Here is a 19,533-nt window from a genome sequence, read left to right on the forward strand (position 1 = left end):
CCATTTTTACTTATGCTCCATTAGGCTTGGCCGAAATTGATCAAAGCGGCGAAGTAATACGGCTGAACATAGCCGGGGGAGAATTGCTGAAACCCTTATTGGAAACATATCAGCTTCCGGGTGATAATATTTACCCCATTTTGGATTGCATCAACCCGGAGATTTCTGAAAAAATAAAAAATTATGAGCCATTCAGGGGGATAGTTTATAACGCGCTAAATAGATTCAGGCTGCCGCATCCAAATAATCATGCCGAAAATCATTTTCAGTTCAACATCACCAAGATGTTTGAAGATTGCATTATTGTGGGCTTCGAAGATCTGACGGCGAAATACGAGGAAGAAGAGGCCATGCACCAGGCAGGCCTGGAAAGGGCTGTTGCACAGGGCAAGTTTGAGATCGCGTCTGAAGTATTACATGATATTGGCAACGCCGTGGTTGGGTTTGGCTCATACCTTACGCGTATTAACCGCTCTATGGAACAGAATAATGACGAAAACCTGCAAAATGTGGTGTTGTTTTTAAAAGGGCAACAAGCCGAATTGGCTACAGCAATTGGCGATCAAAAAGCAGGAGCGCTGGTAAGCCTGCTGGAAGGGATCACCCTGGCACAGAGAACTAACAAGGAAGAAATTCGGCGGTCTATTTCCGAACAGCTTAGTATCATCAGCCATATCCAGGAGATCCTTACCATTCAGCGCCAGTATGTGGTTGGGCATGAACCACAGGACAGAAAACCGGTTAACTTAAGGGATGTTATTTATGACTGCCGTTCAATGATATTTGCCACTTATGATAAAAAAGGTATTGCTGTTACACTAAATATGCCAGACCAGGTACCAATGATTAAAGGTGACAGGACTAAATTGATGCAGGTGATTTTAAACGTATTAAAAAACAGTATAGAGGCAATAGACATTCACGGAAATGAAAAAAATATAGTAATCCAATTGCTTTTAGAGGGTAACGTGCTGCGATTAACTATCGGGGATACAGGCAAGGGTTTTGATGAAGCTACAGCTGCCCATCTTTTTGAGCGGGGATTTACTACCAAAAACACAGGTACCGGCCTTGGTTTATACAATTGCAGATCTATTATTGAAAGTCATTCCGGCTCTTTCAGCATTTGCAGTGAAGGCCCTGGCCGGGGCACTACAACAACTATTAAATTTAATTACGAAAACGGTAAACGCCTTTAAAGGATTATAAACGAATTTTTATGATGAACCAGGTAAATACATCAGTACTTGTGATTGACGACGAAGAATTGGTACGTGATAATATAGAAGTAATATTGGCGCCGAAAGCTTTTATTGAAGATAACAGCATTAGCCAGGCGGCCAGCATTTTGTTTGATACGCCGAAGGAAATACTTACTATCCGTACCAGCAAGATCCCGGTTTTTACTGTGGATAAAGCATCTAATGGCAGGGAGGGCGTTGATTGTGTAAGAAAGGCATTGGAGAACGGGCAGCCTTATGCAGTTATTTTCCTGGATATGCGGATGCCAGGCTGGGACGGGCTTGAAACCGCGAGGCAGATAAGGAAGTACGATAGCAAAACGGAAATTATTTTTATTACTGCGTACAGCGATCGTTCTATTGAAGAGATTATTGACCAGGCGGGGCAAAACGTGGGCTATCATTGCAAGCCATATGCAGCAGAAGAAATTATACTGCTTGCTACAAAAGCAATAACCGATTATGACCGTTTGCGAAACCTTGAGAAACTGATTGAGTCTATATCATCTATTGGTTTGAATGAGCGCCAGCTTAACACTTTGCTTAAAAATATTTTAGAACAGTTAGCAATTTCGGTAGGGACAGATATGGCTTTGTTAGGAAAGCTCCACGGTGATTTTGCCTATGAAAAAATACTTTCAATTGGCGCTATTGAAGCCAGGGTAAACCTGGATGAATTAATTGCCCGTGTAAAAACCATCCACATTGAGCCGGATGAGGTGATGCAGATGGATGACCTGGTGCTGGCAAGAATGGATTGCTATTCTGTTTTTGCCGTTTTAAAAAAGCATGAAAAATTAAAAACTGAAAAGATGTATTTGTTAAAATTGTTTGTGCAAAATGCAGCCCAGGCAATTAGAAATGCAGAATTAAACGAAAAATTAATACGGAAGGAAAAACTTTCGGCAACCGGCAACGCGGTTGGTATGGTGATGCATGACCTGCGCACACCTATTAAAAATATGAAACTGATTACGACGATGATGCGGGAGCAAAATGAAGGCGGCGAATGGGTGGATCTGCTGGATCAGTGTGCCGAGCAGTCATCCGAAATATTTGATGACTTTTTAGATTTTATCAAAGAAACACCTGTAAAAAAAGAGCCGGTTAATATCAACCGGATAATTGATGCTATTACCAATGTGGCAGAGGGAGGCGTTCATCATGACCACGTAGCCATTCATAAAACTATCCCCGGAAACCTAGTTATACAGGGTGACGAAAGTAAGCTTAAAAGAGCTGTGATGAACTTAGTGAATAATGCCGTAGAGGTGCTGCAATACAAAAAGATAGAACATGCTGTTATACATATTACCGCGCAGACAGACGAAACCAATAATAATGTATCTATTGTAATACGTGATAACGGACCGGGAATACCTCATGATATCATAAAATCACTTTTTGAACCTTTTATAACCAAGGATAAAACCAACGGAACAGGGCTTGGATTAGCTATTGTAAAGCAGTACATCACCGCTCATGGCGGAACCATTAATGCCGAAAATGATAATGGCGCCGTTTTTACCATCCACCTGCCTATAAAGTGAAGTGCGCTAAAAATTCAGCCTAAACAAACCAGGGCAAAGGATAACACATAGCTGGAAGGTGCAGGTAAAGTCCAAGCAAAAAACAACCAAAAAGCCCCTTAGTGATTATCTAAGAGGCTTTTTTCAATAGGAGCGGCGCCCAATATTGGGGCCGATAGTCCTTTAGGGTGGTTAACTATATCGGGTTTTAATAGCCCGGATTTTGATACATCTTTACCGGATCGAGCTTGTACTCATCAAATGGGATAGGATAATAGCGGTCCTTTGTGCTAAAATTTGATAGCAAGGCTGATCCGAAGTTAGCCTGGGTTTTGCTTTTGAAATAGGCTACCAGTTCTTCAGTGGTAAATGCCCGTAGCAAATCAAACCAGCGGTGATGCTCAAATGCCAGCTCAACGCGGCGCTCATGCAAAATTGCAAGCTTAAGGGTTGGATAATTAGTGCTGTAAGCACTATTGGTCATAGATAGTGCATAAGTTGGCATCCCCGCCCTTATACGTACCATATCTAAATATTGAATAGCAGCGGCATCGTCCCCAAGGTCGTTATTAACTTCGGCAAGCATCAGTATCACATCGGCATACCTCATCAGGATCCAATCGTTGCCACCATAACCTAATTTACCGGCAGCATCACTCGCATCCCTGAATTTGGTAACAAACCAATCCTTTACAATTGGATCATTAGCATACTTAACAGAAAAGGTCATTCGCGGGTCGCCGGTTTCGTAATCGTTGATCAGATCGTGGGTAACATTATATCCCGCGCCCGATGCTGCCTTTTGCGAATTAACGGTTTCGCCTTTTGCCTGGTTGTTGGCTGCTATTGATGAACTGTAACTAACATCACCCTGCTTATTTACAATCTGGAAGATCAGCTCAGGGCATGTTGATTTTTTATTTACATCAAAAACATCGGTATACGGAATACTGCTTAATGCGCCGAATGTGCGCATATTATAGGCATTCATGAGGTAGGTTTTGGCATTTGTAAGATTAACCTGGCGGTTAGCCTGATCTAAAGTTGTAGCCATTGTTAAATATACCTGGCCCAATAATACATTGGCCGCGGCTTTTGATACCCTGCCAATATTAGCACCTGTTTGCAGGTTAGGCAGCGGGCTGTTATTGATCACATCGGTAAGGTCTTTTATAATCTGCGCATATACCGTAGCCTGTTTTTCGCGATAGGTTGCGGCCGCAACTTCTGTAGAGGCTAATTGTTTGGTTACCAACGGCACATCGCCCCAAAGGCGCACCAGGTGAAAATACATCAGCGCACGTAAAAATTTGGCTTCGCCTGTGTATTGCAGCTTCAGGTTTGGATCAGCAAAAGTTACAGCATCAATATGTGACAATACCACGTTGGCACGGGTAACTGTAGCATATAACGATACCCAGTGGCTTTTTAAGTAAGTATTGCTGGCTATCAGCGAAAAATTGTTAAACTGGAAAGGCTCGCCCGCGTTCGATTGGTTATCGTTTGTGCCGGTATCGTCAGAGCGCTGATCGGTCCACAGGTCGCTGCTTTCGCCTATATTATTGCCACTGCGCAATGATTGATAAATACCATTTACAGCCAACAAAACATCATTAGGCGATTTAAAATTGGCATCGACAGTAACAGCATTCGGATCGGTTTCGTTTAGAAAACTTTTTTTACATGCCGGGCTTATGGCTACACATACCGTAAGGCAAATGATAGCTATTAATTTTTTCTTCATCTCTATATTCTCCTTAAAAAATCATTAAAAAGTAACATTAACACCTAAATTGTACGACCTAACCAAGGGGTAAGTACCATAATCAATTCCGGGTGCAAGGTTGGTTGGTTGAGTATTATTTGAAGCGGCGCCAGAATAATTGTAGTCAACCTCCGGGTTATAGCCTTTATATTTGGTGATGGTAAAAGCGTTTACTACACTGGCAAACAACCGGGCTTTACTAATACCCAGTGTGTTTTGTAAAATGCCGGGCAGGCTATAACCAACCGTTAAGTTGGTACAACGAAGGAACGAGCCACTTTGCAGGTAAAATGTAGATAAACGGGTGCTGTTACTTTGGGTACCACCGCGTGAAGCACGGTATACAGTTCCATTGCCGGGGTCAGCGGCATTTCTGTAACGGTTGGCCACATCGGCATACTGGTTGCCCGAGCCTTCCATGTTGTACAGATAATAATCCTGGCCATCTAATATCTTATTACCATAAGAGCCATTGAACGATGCACTTAAATCAAAATGCTTATAAGTAGAATTTAAGGCAAAGCCGTAAGTAAACTTAGCGTATGGTGAACCAATAACGGTTTTATCGGCATCGTTCACTTTACCATCGCCGTTGGTATCCACAAAATACAGATCGCCTGGCTTAAGCGGGTTGGTTGATGAGGCCGATGGGGCAACCTTGCTGATATTTTCGGGAGTTACTATACCGCCCACTTTAAAACCATAGAACATACCCACCGGCTGACCCTGTGTGGTAATGTTGGTTAAATAAGAGCGCTCTGCACCGTTAATTATAATGGTGTTGTTCCCCGGTAGTTTAACAACCTTGTTACGGTTTAGCGAAATATTGCCGCTTACATTGAAAGTGAAATCCTTTGAGCTTATTATCCTTCCATCAAGTTGAAGATCGAAACCTGTATTGCGGATCTTTGAATCGCGCAGGTTGGTAAGGATGGTGGTACTGCCGGATATAGCCGAAATAGGCTGATTATATAACAGGTTGTAAGAGTAGCTTAAATAATAGTTGGCGATGATAGATAAGCGGCCATTAAGCAAGCCGATATCGGTACCAAAGTTATATTGCGAAGTTGACTCCCAGCTTAGCTTTTGATCTTTTATACCGCCGGCATATGTAGCGGTAGCAATGGTATTATTACCAAAAACCACACCTGTAGGGCTTGCAAGCGTTTGCTGATAACCGTAATTGCCAATATTGTAGTTACCACTTAAACCCCAGCTTGCGCGGACTTTAACGGTTGACTGATCGCCAAGGAAGTTATGGTAAAAAGGCTCTTCGGATATGTTCCATCCGGCGGCAACAGACGGGAAATAGCCGTATTTGTTTAAAGGGCCAAAACGCGATGAACCATCGGCACGGAAAGAACCCGTTAAAAAGTATTTACTGGCATAATTGTAATTAACACGACCAAGGTATGATAGTAAGGTATAAGCCGATTTACCTGTATTTGAATTCAAGGTAAAAAGACTCGCATCTGCGCCTTTGGCAGTAATTTCCGGAATATTATCATTTTGGAAACCTTTGGCAGTTACGCTGATCAGGTCGCTGGTTGTTTTTTGAGCGGTATAACCAGCCAGTACGTCAAAATGGTGTTTACCAAGCTGTTTATTGTAGTTTAAGGTAAACTCGGCCAGGCGATCTAGCTGGGTGATAGTTTGAGCTGTTGCCGTTGCTGCCGCTATGGATTGTGTTGATCCCGGGGGGAAAGCACCACTGCTTAAGTTAGTTGGCAGGTAGTAATCATATTTTTCATTGTAGGTTTGGGTACCTAAATTGGCTTTGGCATTAAAACCAGGCAATATATTGTAAACTATATTGGCGTTGTAGGTACTGCGGTAACCTTTGCGGGTAATTTTTGTACGCTCGGCCAATGCAACCGGATTTTCGATAGACTGGTAACCGTATGCTGCTGCCTGTGCTGCCTCGGCATTAGTAGCCAGTGAACCATCGGCATTATAAGCCGGTAAATAGGGCATGTATATAAGTGCGCCAAGAACCGGCCCGTGGTCAAACCGGCCTTCCTGCACCTCTTTATTCGTGTTTTGAGTGTAGGCTATATTTGCGCCAACGTGTAATTTCTTGCTCACATCCCCCTCAATATTGGTGCGGAAATTTATACGCTCTTGCCCGGTAGTGCGTATAATACCGTCCTGGTTTTGGTAAGCTCCGCTCACATAGTAATGGAAGCCGTTTGAAGCCCCAGAAAATGCCAGGTTATGTTTTTGGAAGAAAGCATTATGATACAATTCATTTTGCCAGTCGGTATTTACTGTTTGGTGAATTAATGATTGGCTGGCAAAGTCATAAAGTCCGTCGGGTATACTAACGCTGCCTGCATTACTTACATTGGCAATGCGGGTAGCGTTGTTATCGGAGTACATGGCATCATTCCAAACGTGGCCTGTATTAACCCACAGGTCACGATAGGTATTGTTACGGCCATCAATTACAAGTTGAGCAGCCTGATCTGAGTTGAGCAGTTTTACTTTTTTAGCTAACTGATTTATACCTGTTTGCACACTGTATTCAAATTTTCCTTTGCCTTCTTTACCATGTTTTGTAGTTATCAAAACAACACCGCCGGATGCACGGGAACCATAAATAGCCGCAGAGGCTGCATCTTTTAAAATGTCGATACTTTCAACATCCTCTGGATTAATGAAAATATCGTTGCCTGCCGGGTAGCCATCAATAACATATAAAGGATCGGAGCTGGCACTGAATGATCCAATGCCTCTAACCCTGATTTTGGTGCTCTGGTATGGCGCGCCACTTGTTTGTGATACCTGCACACCAGAAACCTTACCCGCTAATGCCTGCCCGAGAGACGGCGCAGATAAATTAAGGTCGCTTGCCTTAACACTGGAAATTGAACCGGTAACATCGCTTTTGCGGATGGTTTGGTAGCCGATAGCAACTACTTCGTTAAGCATGTTTGCTTTGGGCATTAACTTTACATTGATGGTAGCTGAACCGCCAACTGCAACTTCCTGCGGTGTATAACCAATAAAGTTAAATACTAGTATTGATCCTTCATCTGCAGCTATGCTGTATTTACCCCTCGCATCGGTTGCCGCACCTTTATCTGTGTTTTTTATTCTTACAGATACGCCAGGCAAAGGCTGGTTGGTTTCGTCGGTTACGGTACCGGATACTTGTATTGCCAGGTTACGCCCGGTTTTGTTGGAAATTGCCGCGTTTGCGTTAAACGCCAGCGCCATGATCGTGAGGCAGATAAAAGGTTTTAGCAAAAACCTTTCAAAAAGATCATGAGTAATCTTTTTATTCATATTTTAAAAAATTGATTGTTAGAAAACGACACTAAAGCTTTCGACCGCTTTTTAGTTATTTGACAATTATTCAGGAGACTGTGTGAATGTTAGCGCTTTCACCAGTTCTTAGTTTACTACCAGCCGGGGTTAAGTTTGAATTAATGTTACATAGGCGCTTAAATTAAACATAGTATAGATTTAATATTATCACAATAGATATTGCCTTATGATAAAATAATATTAATCAGGGGTTATTAATATTGCAATGTTGGCAACAAAATTAAGCCAACTATCTTAAGCGGGGGATACTTAAAAGTTAAGTTTATATTAATAAAAAATGCCGGGCGAGATACCTGGCATTTCAATTTTTTAATAGCTTTGCGAAGCTGCTACCATGTAGTTTTGGTAAAATTTACGTTGTTTTTGCGGGATGATGTTACCGCAATTCCATTTTCATTACCGCCAATAAAAGAGAAGCCCTCCAGCTCATCGGCCCTATCTATGTGGTCCACCTGGCTGATCACTACTTGTTTACCGGCTTCGACAGATTTTTTAAGATCGATATACGTAAAGCGCCATTGCCGCCCTTCCACTTTGTTTTGGATTAGCACAAGCATGTTATTTTTAGCTATCCAATGTAGGTTTTGTACCCATGGAGTACATGTAAATTTTTTGTAAAGTACCCCCTCCCCTTTTGAGTTTGAAGTTTTCGCTAATTTTTCGGGATCGTATAATCTTACTTCATTGCCATGGTCGCCATAATCTGCAGTGGCCACATACCATTTATTATTATATTTAACATACTCGGGACGGGTGCCCTGTATACAGGCGTCATCATCAATCGTATTTAGCAGGTTACCATCAAGTGTGCCCGTTTTTAGCAACCCTTTCCAGTCCACACAATATATTACCGCTTTCCATTTTGTACCTTCGGCATTAAGGCGAATGGAGTTACCGATAAAGGTTGGTCCGGTTCCGTTATAGGCAATCCCGGTAGGGTGATTAATTACATCTTTGTCATTCATTGTCAGCTTAATCTCTTTGTGCTGATATATCATGCTATCATTTTCCTGTTTAAATTCACGGATCATACCCACCTCGCGGTCGCCATACAAAAAGATACGTCCTTTTTGATAGGAGATCCCCTGGCAGGCTCCTAAAGAATCAATAGTTATTGCATGATTAAGCTGCAGATCAACATTTGAGGTTACTAAAGAGCCAAGACCTAAGGCCGCAGCTAATATTGTTAATGTTATTTTTTGCATCGATATTAATTTTAGCGTGGATCAAGCGGTTCATCAGGATCTATTTGCTTAGCTTCTTCAACCGGATAGTACTCTACTTCGGTTTCTGAGTTGCGTTTATCTAATTTGTAAGGCACATATTTTAGCTCCTTTTCGCATCTATCGGCCATGTGCATTATAAAATCGGTTTGCGATTTATCGGTAACAACAATGCCGGGTTTATTAGCCGGGATGCCATATTTGTATATGAGCCTTGCACTGTTACGCATATTGGTGGTTGTGTGCCTTGCGTGTGGCTCAATGATGATAGCGCTTTCGGGTACATGCAGTACTTTCATGAGGTATACTTTCATTTCGGCTGCCTCATTATATTTGGTTTTATAAGGATGCACATTGCCGCCAGAAACAATGATGAGGGGTGCTTTACCCAGCCTGTACTCTTGCTCTGCAAGCCTGCAGCGCAGCATCCCCTCGCCGCTTAAGGGTGATGCTGGATTATCCGGCCCAGCGCCCGGCACAAGTATGTTTGAGTATGGGAAATTTGCCCACTTAATGGTCTTTATTTTATTAACAGCTGCTTTATTAACGGTTAATTCCATTGGCTCATAATGGGCAGGGTCCTGCCGTTCATTAATTTGCAGGTACAGCAATGCGGCCTGCAGCGACGGCTCAAAAAACAACGTTGTATTTTTAACATTCCCTATCAAAGCGGCATTAAAATCATACATTAAAGTATAATATTGGTTTGCATGAACGTTGTAGCTTACAGAATCTATTAGCGGATAATTTGGTTTATTGCCTTCGGCATATACGCCTATGGTATAATTTACAGCCGCTGCATCCTGCTCCCAGGCTTTTACCAGCAGCTGGGTCGGTGTTAGGTTTTTATACAGGCTGTAGGCGCCCGATGGTATTAACCGGGTTTTAACCAAACGATCCAGGGCGTTACCGGGTTTATGAAGCAAGGCAAGCTGGGTACTAACTACAGCAATCTCATCGCCAAATAATTTTACCTGGGCTATAAGGCATGCGGCGTCCTTACAATCGGCAAGTGAAGTGTTTAGATCCTTTAGCTTTTGTTGGGTAATTTTTGTAAGCGCTGCATCATGCTTAAGCATGGTACTTACCTCTTTATCCTGTTCAAATAAAGTAAGCAGATAATAATTTTTGGTTTTTACGTAATCTGTATTAGTGCTTATATTATCAGGGGCAGCCACATGTTGTGCATAACTACCGAACCCGAAAAGGCACATCAACGGGACTAAAAAAAGTTTATTCATATAAAAATAGTGTGTGTTGCAAATAACGTACTCTAAAATAAACTGCAGGTTAATAAATGATTTCCCGTGACTAAATATAGTAGGTTTGAAGGGCATGCATATTTAGCAATAGACGAAAATAGGTTGTCAGACACACATTTTTCCAGCATTTTCTGAAAGCACCAATCTACTATGACGATAAGCTATTACGTTGAAAACGCTTAACCTTTTTGCGGGAAACGGCAAATTGATGCAAATCAATTTGCTTTCTTTATAAGCAAAAGAACGGGCTTTTATAACTATAGGTTACCATCAGCAATATATAATTGTAAAAATTTGGTTATCCGTTTCCTTAGTGCTAAATTTAAACAAACAAGGTATGGTCGCATAACTAACTGCTTTAAAATAAGGTAATTAATTAAATATTTGATCATGGATATAATCGAAAAAAACACACCGGAAGAACCAACCGGGGGTGCTGAATCTGAAGATAATTCTCCAGATATGAATGCTATCGGCGATGCTCTTGATAAAGGCAAGCCAATTGATTTTACAGGTGACCAGGATGCAATTGGGCAGGCCCTGGCGGCTAATAAAAGCTTGCGTGATAAAAACACCCCTATTGGCTAAGGTTAGTCTACTGGTTGCTAACACATTAAAGATTTACCCGGTGCCCGCAAAAGGGATTCGAATACAGGTACCCGCTGACTCAGACCTTTTAGAAATGATAATCAACTTCAAATTCTAATAAGATATGGGATGAGGCATTTTTGACCAATTTTTATCTTGCTAATTGTTTATATGCGAATACAATCCTATAAAAAATTGGTTTTTATTTGTCTGCTGGCAGGTAGTGAAATTGTTAATGCGCAATATAAAGCGAAAGCGTCGTCAAAGCTTTTTTTTGAAACCCAAAACGACGATACGGCCCGAATTGCATTATTGGTTAAGAAAAGCATGCAGGTGCAGTCGTTTAACCCCGATAGCGCCTTAATTTATGCGGAGCAAGCCCTTACGATAGCAAGAAATACGAAATATAAAACCGGGGAAGCAAGCAGCCTAAACAGGTTGGGTGTTGTGTTATGGAAAAATGGCAAATATGACCGAGCCCTGAAATTTTTGCTTGGTTCGTTAAAAATAAGAGAAGAAAACAATGATCTCCCTGGTCAGTTGGCCTGTTTGAATAATATCGGTATTGTTTATTCAGATCACAATGATAATTTAAAAGCACTATTCTATCACTTTAAGGCAAAAGCAATTGCCGAATCGCTTCATAATAAAAAATTCCTGAGCATTGTATTATCCAATATTGGCAATTGTTATATTAAACTCAACAAAGTAGAACTAGCCCTTGCTTTTGAAATGCGCGCCTATGAGTTACAGCAAACGATCGGCGAAGAGGGAATGCTGCCGAACACGCTGTCGATTTTAGGGGATATCAATTATAAAATGAAACATCAGGCGCTCGCTCTTGATTACTACAGATTAAGTGTAACTTATGCGCTCCGGAATAACGACCAAAGCAGTCTTGCAGATACCTATAACAGTATAGCATTGCTTTATAAAGATGTTAATAAAGCAGACTCTGGTGCGTTTTACGCAAAAAAAGCCCTTGATGCAGCCAGGAATGCGAAGTATCCCGTAGGTATTTATAACGCGAGCAATTTACTCACACAAATATATCAACACTCAAATGAGCATCTTGAACTATTGTACCTAAAAACAGCAATGGCTGCAAAAGATACCATGTTTAATGTGGAGAAAATTAAACAAATACAAACCATTAGCTTTAATGAGGCTGCAAGGCAACAGGAAATAGCCGAAGAAAAGAGACGTGAATCGGAAGAAAGGATTGTTAACCTGCAGCTTATTGGCATTGCGATATTTATTCCTTTTTTCTTTTTGATATTGTTGGTACTTAGTAAAGGCCGAACCCATCGCAAAGTGATAGAATTTATGGGTGTGGTTTCGCTGTTACTTGTTTTTGAATTTATTACCCTTTTTATACACCCGTTTGTACAGCGTATTAGTAATCATCTGCCCGTACTGGAATTGGTTATCCTGGTTATTCTCGCTTCAATACTTGTACCATTACACCACCGGCTTACAAACTGGATGCGCAAAAAATTAGTTCATGTTGAAAAACCGCTAAAGCCATCAAATCTTGAAACTAAGCAGGCTGATACCCGGGCTCAACAATAGTTTAAGAAATTAATTGTAAACAAACCTCTTATACCATTTTGAGCAAAGAACAATTTGCAGACCGTGGGTGACACGTTTGCCCGGTTTTGAAATGCAAACAATAGAAAGTTTACTAATGGGCTATAAGAAAGGCGACCACCGCACCTATTACCGCACCTCCTATCCCAAATTTCAAGGCTTTTCTATTCTGTCTTTTATTCTCGTCAGCAAGCATTTTCTGCGCATCGGTAAGCAAGCGCTGGGTATCAGTTAGCTTTGTACTGGCATCGGTCAATTGTGTGTTTAGCTGGGTCAGGTCACTGCTCGACTTATCTGCAAAACTCTTTGAACGGGTAACCAGTGAATCCATTTTACTATTGAGTACCTGGTAATAACTCTCTTTTACCGCCAGTAAACTGTCCTGTTTTTTGATAATACCTTCATAGCCATCAGATATGGATTTAAGTTCATTAACGCTATTTTGACCACGCCTGTAGTATTGATCATAAATACTGAAAGTTAACTTATTAAGTACAATAACGGTATCGCAGTCAATCATTAGCGTATCGCCTTTTACATATCTGTATACCTTCTTATGTGAGTTATCGGTAAATTTTTTAAGTCCCTGGGCGATACCTTGCAGGGCCGAAAAAAATAAACACATGGCAATAAGCAAAACCGGTTTTAGTGTAGCGCGCTTCATATCCGTAATTTTAGTTTTCTATTGTTGATTGTGAAATTAGTTTTTCCCTTTCCGCTTTTAAAGAATCAAGCCGGTGGCGTATATTTTCAAGCCCGGAAGCTATTACTCCCCTGGCTTTAGCTTCCTCAAGGTCTTTTTTGGTGTTTAATATTTCTACAGTTGTTTGTGTATTACTGAGATAGCTTTTATAATCACTGATATCCTTTTGCATAGCCTCAATTTTTTCCTGGGATGCCTGGATATCTTTGAGCGCCGTATTAATATTAATCTGTGAAAGCTCAATGTTTTTCTGAATTTGCTTCAATTGGCTTTTTTGAAAAAAAGCGACGACGGAATTGATAGCCGCGAGCGATAGCACAACTATCAATATGATTTTTAGTTTATTGTCCATGGATCAAAAATTTATACTTACATTTTTTTAAATTATTATTTGCATGACCCGTTTACCCGTTACAAGGGGCATAAACAATCCCTTAACCAAGATTGCAATGTCGTTTTTAAGGCGAAGCAGGATTATCATTTGAACCCTCTCCATTTGCAGAGTCTGCAGCAGGAGGAGGTGGTGTGAATGGGAGATCTTTAGCCTTAACGGTATTTTCGGGTCCTTTAGATGATAAATATAAAACTGAACTGACCCCAGCCAATATTAACAGGGTATTATCAAACACAGGCATAGACTTGTTGTTGACCACATACCACATAAAATATATGCCAAGAACTGCATTCCAAAGTGCTACCTGGGTACGTTGTACGCTTACATTTGTACCGTCTGAAAGGATGTCTTTTAAAAATGACTGGTGTACTTTTGATGCAACCGCCGGCCCTGGTGTTGCGGAGGAAGATGCCGGATTATCCCCCCGTTTTTTATAATAATCAATAAAACCGGCAACACCGGTGGTACCACCACTGATTCCTAATAACATCAGAATTGAATCGTTAAGTGAATCGCTCAGCCCGGTTAAGAGTATCAGGTAAATAAATCCCCCGATGACGATTACCGTCCAGAAGGCCAGTTGCGTTTGCGCCAGGCTGTAAGGGCCATGTGTATGATTAATCTCGTCCGGGTCTCTAATCAAACCCGTTTTATGACAAACTACAATAAAAACGCATATAAAGCACACGTAAAGGAAAAGTAAAATGTAAAAAACTTTAGGCTCATAGAAGAATAAGGTGAGTTTGGTATTTGGCTTTAGGCCCTTTGCATAATTTAAAGGAAACATGCCCGACCAACCTGCTGACAATTTAAAACTAATGCGGTTTTGATTCCAGCTTGCCATACGAAACAGGCTGTTCCAGGCCTCCTTGTTAGTGCTGTCCTTTTTAAAAAGGAATGGAATCTCCAGGGAGTCGGGCCATATTTTGGTTGCATCATTAACATCCTGGATAGATAGTTCAGAAAAATAGGATGACTGCATCCCCTTTAATGGAATACCATCGGCATATAAAATCAATTTGCTGTTATCATTGGGCCGCTGCAACAAAAAATCCTTGGGATGACTAATAGTTATCCGGATTATTTGATCGGCCTGTATCAGGCCGTTATCTGATTTTGATTTTTTTGAATCAAGGGCGGTTATGATTTTTAAAATCTCAGATTTAAATGGCCTGTATGTTTTATCCTCAGAATTATCCGCGCCAGGTTTATCGGCAGCTAAAGTATCCGGATTATCCGGTAATATCTTAGCTCCGGCATTAAAGGTCATCATCATGATTGCTATGATGATGAGAATAGTTGGCTTATAGCTGTAAGTAATTGTTTTCATAATATTGATATTTAACAACTAACAGAGAAATTCCAGGTTCTTTATTTACTAATTGCCGGCAATAAAAGGCGCTGCATAGTGTGCTAAAGCCATAACCGTAACCTGCGGATTAACCCCCAGGCTGGTTGGAAACACACTGGCATCGCAAACAAACAGGTTATCATACCCATATACTTTAAAATTTGCATCTACCACGCCCGTTGCCGGGTCATTACTCATTACGTTTCCACCCTGCGGATGTCCCGTGCCGGTGGAAATGTCAGGCGAAGCTTTTACGTTTTTACGCAAATTGTCTTTCAGTTCTTTTACTGTTTTGTATTCATAATAATTAAATGTATTAGGCATAACGCGCTCGGCGCCACCAGTTAGGTATATTTCCGCCGTTTTTTCCAGCCCATCCATCAAGCTTGCAAAATCAACTTCTGTAGGCACATAAGTAATATCGCGCCCAAATAAGCCGGCCACTTTTACTTCCGCATTGGAAGCTGTACCCACCAATACCCCCGTACACGCCATATGCCCATATTGCTTCATGTTTAAAAAATGCTGATCGAACCAGCCAGGCATGGCCGTTGATTGAAACATTGGCGGATTGTACCAGGTTTCCATGACGTAACGGCGATCATTGGTTTTCAGAAAATGGGAGATCTGCAATCCATCATAAGAATTAACAGTCTCTTTATAAGCAGCTGTTATTTGTGTACCCAGGTTAAAAGCCAGCTTTTTCCCCGCGTTGACTATGCCTAATTTAGATTTTAGGAGCAGTATGCTCGACGAAACAGCACCAGCCGACGATACAAAGGTTTTGCCCTTGATAGTTATTTTCCGGCCGTTTTTAAACTTCCCGGTAAGGGAAACTATCTGTGTGCCGCTACGATTAAAACTGATCGCCTCGCAGTTTGCTATTATCTGTAACGATCCAGGGTTTTCTAATTGCGTTTGGGGTAAAAGGGTATCCAGCATAGAAAGCTTTTTACCATATGTACAGCCTATGTTGCAGTAACCCGAACCCAGGCAACCGTTGATATTTGCCATTACCGAATCCAGCTCGGGTTTGTCGTACCCCATCTTTTTACAGGCTTCGGCAAAAAGCCGTCCTCCAGGATTTAAAAATCTATCATCTGTCATTATAGGCGTATGCGCTATATTCATCAGTTTATATATAGCAGCCATTGAGCTTTCATACCTTGTCCTGTCGATACCAATTCCCATTTCATTGATCCACCTATCCAGGATATAATCAGGAGTTTCAAAACAAACCGCATTATTAACAACCGTTGATCCGCCAACACATCGGCCCTGGAATACCTGGAAACGGAAATCCCTTGACAATTGCAAAGCGCCATCGGCGTACAACCGACTCACCATATCCACCTCATCTTCGGTAAATGAGGCTGTTTGTTCGAGTCCGCCGCACTCTACAAGCAATACCTTTCTGCCCTCCTTTACCAATTGATGAGCCAATACAGAGGCCGCCGCGCCAGAACCCACAATAACTATATCCGCAGTTATTTCATTTGTTTTAATATCGGCATCCTCAAGCACTTTTAATAACGCGGCTTTAGAATTGCTTCCTGGAAACTGGCGCTTCTTTTCATCAAAATCTTTTCTATCGCTGAACCGCACGTAACCAATACTTTCGTATACGGCCGGGTCGCTGTAATAGCCCATAAAGCATAACTGTTTGCTCATCCTTATAGCTGCCTGGAATATTTCGCCATACCAGCGCGGCACGTTTTGAAATTCAAGATCGGTTAGAAATCTTTTTTTAAGGAATTGCAACCTTGCTGCCGGTTGCATAAGGCTTAGCAAGGGACGTAAAGATAAGAGGGGGTAAATTTCCAGCGCTGTTAATACCAGTTTCATTACCCACTTGTTTTGCGCTTTAAAGCCAATTAAGTAATTATCAACATTGGAGGCTACTTTTACAGGTTCTATCTGCAATTTATACAAATCTGTATCTCCGGAGATGCAGACTTCGGCCAGCGCCTGCAATGTTTGAAATTGTTGTATAGATAAATATTTAAGGTTGTAACGGGCAATACCCGCGGCTCTGAAGGAGATCCAAAGCACGGAAAAAACAACCGCATATGTAATTAATTGCCATAAGTGAGTAGTGCCCGCGGTTGCCGGCCTACCCTTAATCCACTGTACAGTTGTCCATATTATTGCAATGGCCAGCACCCATTTAAATAAACGGATCAACGGGCCGAAACGGCGAACATCGCCAATAGCCAATGCAAGTAAAAGAACAATTAAAAACCCTTGTAAAACAGAATTGCCTGATATGACAGCATAACTATTTGCCGCGGAAAACTGTAAAAAGCCCGGTGTAAGATTAGGGAAAAAATGAAAAAAAAGCGTTACCAGAGATAGAAAGAGAAGTAGTCTAAGAAACGACTTCAGGTATTGTTCAGCAAGGACTAATTCTTTGTTCATAGTATTAGTTTTATATTTCTTTGGTATGAGGCATTTTCTGTTTTGTTAAAGGTTGATCTACCAGGGCAGATACCGAATTTCCTGCGGATGCCCTAATAAGAAATAACAATAAAAAATATTCAGATCTTCAGCAATGCGCAGGTAAGCTTTGCAAAGCATTAAACTATGATCGCCTTCATTGGGCAGTACTACAAAATCCCGGATCACCCTGAAAAAGCTAAGCGTGAACTTGTGAAATGGGATATCATAATTAAAATGAGCCAGGTGCATGTAAGGCTTGTAAAGTTTGTGGTAGGGTTCATCTTTTACATAGGCAGTTCTGAAGTATCCTAATTGATTCGGCCTCACTTTATGTAAACCTACTTCCCATTGACCCAGGTATTTTTGATGATCCTGTATCACCGTTTCGTTATATCCGTAATTGGCGCCGTTTCTTTTGTAAAACCCCTTTTTAAACTTTTCGCCGGATATTTTTCCTATGGGTTCATGGTTCCAGCCACAATAGATCAGTCCGTTTAATTTTTCAATATCCGGCGGAGTTCCATTAAGCAATATCTTTTCCAATGTATCCTTATTGCATTGGGCCAGGGTTTCAAATGTCCATTTTTGTTCCATGCATTTAATATTAGTATTAGGTTAGCTCATCAATTTTTTTCTATTAGTGGCAAATCATCGTCGCGCAGGGCATCATCATTCCATCGTTGTAAAGGAAAAACCACCAGTTCACCGTGCTCATCATAATTGAATTGCAGGAAAGTGTAAGTTTTATCAATGCGTACATCGGCAGATGAAGCTTCAAAAACAGGCATCCACGTTCCGGTATTGAAATACCATTTTCCATTAATATTTTTTTGTTCCGGGTTGTGCGTATGGCCGAAAGTTACAACCCGTAATGACGGGTTTTGGCTGAAGACCTTTTCGGCATAAGCGGCAAAACTGGTCGGACCGCTTAACTTCACCATTGCCATTATCCGGCCAAACAAATACGAGAGAAATAAAAATCCTAAGTTTTTCCCTACGTTTAGGAGTTGCTGTAAAACCCATGATGGATCATCGGTATGAAGGTTATGAGGCAAACTTTTATAGATCGCATACCCGGTGATGGCCAATGGCAAAACGATGATCAGGAAGAAAGTGATGGCATATTTAAAAACCGGCCACCACATTTTTTTGGGAATCAATAAAAGAGTTAACGGAATATAGCTGAAAACCATTTTCAATGCCTGCGGAAACCGCTCACGAAACAATACCAGCAATATATTTTCCCTTGGCCTCACATTATCAACAAACGGGTAAGAGAGCTCAATCTTGTTTATCAGGTACCGGTTGAAAAACGAGCCAAACGGAAGGTTCAGCTCCTGGTTATTATCACTAAGAACATTCCCTTGAACAGCCGTTGTATTTTCGTAACAATGACCATGTTCTATATAAATTTTTTCGTCGATGATTACAATATGATCAGCAAATGTAATTCCCCCTGTCATTTCAGGGAGTATGGATTCTACCTCAACTTTTAATTTCCCGGCTATTAGTTTGGCAAGACGGTATTGCAGGTAAAGCTGTACGGGTTTCCAATACCATTCCAGGTCGTGGTTCCCCTTGGTAATAATTAGTTTATTGCCGTTATGCAGCCACAAGGCGAGCCGCTCAAACAACGCATCGTGGCCAATCATACAAACATGCAGCTTCCAAACGGATTTGTAATCGTTTGTTCGCAGCCCGAATGTTTTTTCTTTATCAACAATTGAATCTCTTAGCTCTTTCTCCAGTTTGGTAATTCCAACTATACGCAGTATTTGTTCCCATTCAGAAAACTCCATGTCGGTTTCCGGGTAATTACAGATCCTCAGAAAATCAATAAAATCTCCGTTGATAACCAATAATGCAGTGGCGTTTCCATTCTTGTTTTCCAGGTGGTCAATAAACCGCAGGAAAGATTGATCTGCAAAGAAATTCTCGGTTCCGGCGTAGTTGCTGCTGTTATTTATACCCGCTGCCAAATGCAGATCGCTTATAACAAAGGTTGACTTCCCGCCTGAAGCGAAGTCAATCTGTGATTTCACAGAAAAGGATTGTTCAGAACTGTTATTTTCCTGGCGGGACATATGGCATCAGGTTTTTAGGTTACATATTTTCTGC

At 41.3% G+C, this 19,533-nt stretch carries 14 protein-coding genes; 4 read left to right on the top strand and 10 right to left on the bottom strand.

Annotation, left to right across the window (positions count from 1 at the left end):
• A partial coding sequence (locus AC1DQW_RS00005; RefSeq protein WP_477452255.1) for a sensor histidine kinase occupies positions 1-1,199 on the top strand: 1,199 nt, incomplete at its 5' end.
• Between the two features lie 20 nt (positions 1,200-1,219).
• Positions 1,220-2,791 (top strand): ATP-binding protein, encoded by a 1,572-nt coding sequence (locus AC1DQW_RS00010; RefSeq protein WP_477452256.1) that lies wholly within the window; start codon positions 1,220-1,222, stop codon positions 2,789-2,791.
• 187 nt (positions 2,792-2,978) lie between these two features.
• On the opposite strand, the gene AC1DQW_RS00015 is transcribed toward AC1DQW_RS00010, so the two are convergent.
• From AC1DQW_RS00015 to AC1DQW_RS00030, 4 genes are all read right to left on the bottom strand, one after another.
• On the bottom strand, positions 2,979-4,514 hold the full coding sequence (locus AC1DQW_RS00015; protein WP_477452257.1) for a RagB/SusD family nutrient uptake outer membrane protein: 1,536 nt from the start codon (positions 4,512-4,514) through the stop codon (positions 2,979-2,981).
• 24 nt (positions 4,515-4,538) lie between these two features.
• Positions 4,539-7,823 carry a SusC/RagA family TonB-linked outer membrane protein gene (locus AC1DQW_RS00020; protein WP_477452258.1) on the bottom strand — a complete coding sequence of 1,095 codons (3,285 nt, stop codon included), beginning with the start codon at positions 7,821-7,823 and terminating at the stop codon, positions 4,539-4,541.
• Positions 7,824-8,194: 371 nt separating this feature from the next.
• Entirely contained in the window at positions 8,195-9,070 is an 876-nt protein-coding gene (locus AC1DQW_RS00025) for a hypothetical protein (RefSeq protein ID WP_477452259.1), read from the bottom strand.
• An 11-nt stretch (positions 9,071-9,081) separates the two neighbouring features.
• A complete protein-coding gene (locus tag AC1DQW_RS00030) occupies positions 9,082-10,329 on the bottom strand; it encodes a YdcF family protein (RefSeq protein ID WP_477452260.1) in 1,248 nt (415 codons plus the stop codon).
• Between the two features lie 411 nt (positions 10,330-10,740).
• Between AC1DQW_RS00030 and AC1DQW_RS00035 the strand changes: the two genes are divergently transcribed.
• Together AC1DQW_RS00035 and AC1DQW_RS00040 are read left to right on the top strand one after the other, a co-directional pair.
• The gene (locus AC1DQW_RS00035) at positions 10,741-10,938 is read left to right on the top strand and encodes a hypothetical protein (RefSeq protein ID WP_477452261.1); all 198 of its coding nucleotides are present in this window, start codon (positions 10,741-10,743) and stop codon (positions 10,936-10,938) included.
• 171 nt (positions 10,939-11,109) lie between these two features.
• Complete coding sequence (locus AC1DQW_RS00040) at positions 11,110-12,510, top strand: tetratricopeptide repeat protein (protein WP_477452262.1); 1,401 nt, start codon at positions 11,110-11,112, stop codon at positions 12,508-12,510.
• 112 nt (positions 12,511-12,622) lie between these two features.
• Here AC1DQW_RS00040 and AC1DQW_RS00045 read toward each other — a convergent pair whose 3' ends face one another.
• The 6 genes from AC1DQW_RS00045 to AC1DQW_RS00070 all read right to left on the bottom strand — a co-directional run bounded on the left by AC1DQW_RS00045 (position 12,623) and on the right by AC1DQW_RS00070 (position 19,457).
• Positions 12,623-13,192, bottom strand: a complete 570-nt coding sequence (locus AC1DQW_RS00045) for a hypothetical protein (RefSeq protein WP_477452263.1) — start codon at positions 13,190-13,192, stop codon at positions 12,623-12,625.
• A 10-nt stretch (positions 13,193-13,202) separates the two neighbouring features.
• Positions 13,203-13,583 (bottom strand): hypothetical protein, encoded by a 381-nt coding sequence (locus tag AC1DQW_RS00050; protein ID WP_477412812.1) that lies wholly within the window; start codon positions 13,581-13,583, stop codon positions 13,203-13,205.
• Between the two features lie 106 nt (positions 13,584-13,689).
• Positions 13,690-14,955: a hypothetical protein gene (locus AC1DQW_RS00055; protein WP_477452264.1), complete on the bottom strand. Its 1,266-nt coding sequence runs from the start codon at positions 14,953-14,955 to the stop codon at positions 13,690-13,692.
• 48 nt (positions 14,956-15,003) lie between these two features.
• Entirely contained in the window at positions 15,004-17,394 is a 2,391-nt protein-coding gene (locus AC1DQW_RS00060; protein WP_477452265.1) for a GMC family oxidoreductase N-terminal domain-containing protein, read from the bottom strand.
• A 57-nt stretch (positions 17,395-17,451) separates the two neighbouring features.
• Positions 17,452-18,009, bottom strand: coding sequence for a hypothetical protein (locus tag AC1DQW_RS00065; RefSeq protein ID WP_477452266.1), 558 nt, complete (start codon positions 18,007-18,009; stop codon positions 17,452-17,454).
• A 29-nt stretch (positions 18,010-18,038) separates the two neighbouring features.
• Complete coding sequence (locus AC1DQW_RS00070) at positions 18,039-19,457, bottom strand: metallophosphoesterase family protein (RefSeq protein ID WP_477452267.1); 1,419 nt, start codon at positions 19,455-19,457, stop codon at positions 18,039-18,041.
• Between the last annotated feature and the right edge of the window lie 76 nt (positions 19,458-19,533).

Source organism: Mucilaginibacter sp. P5_A4, from assembly GCF_056400605.1.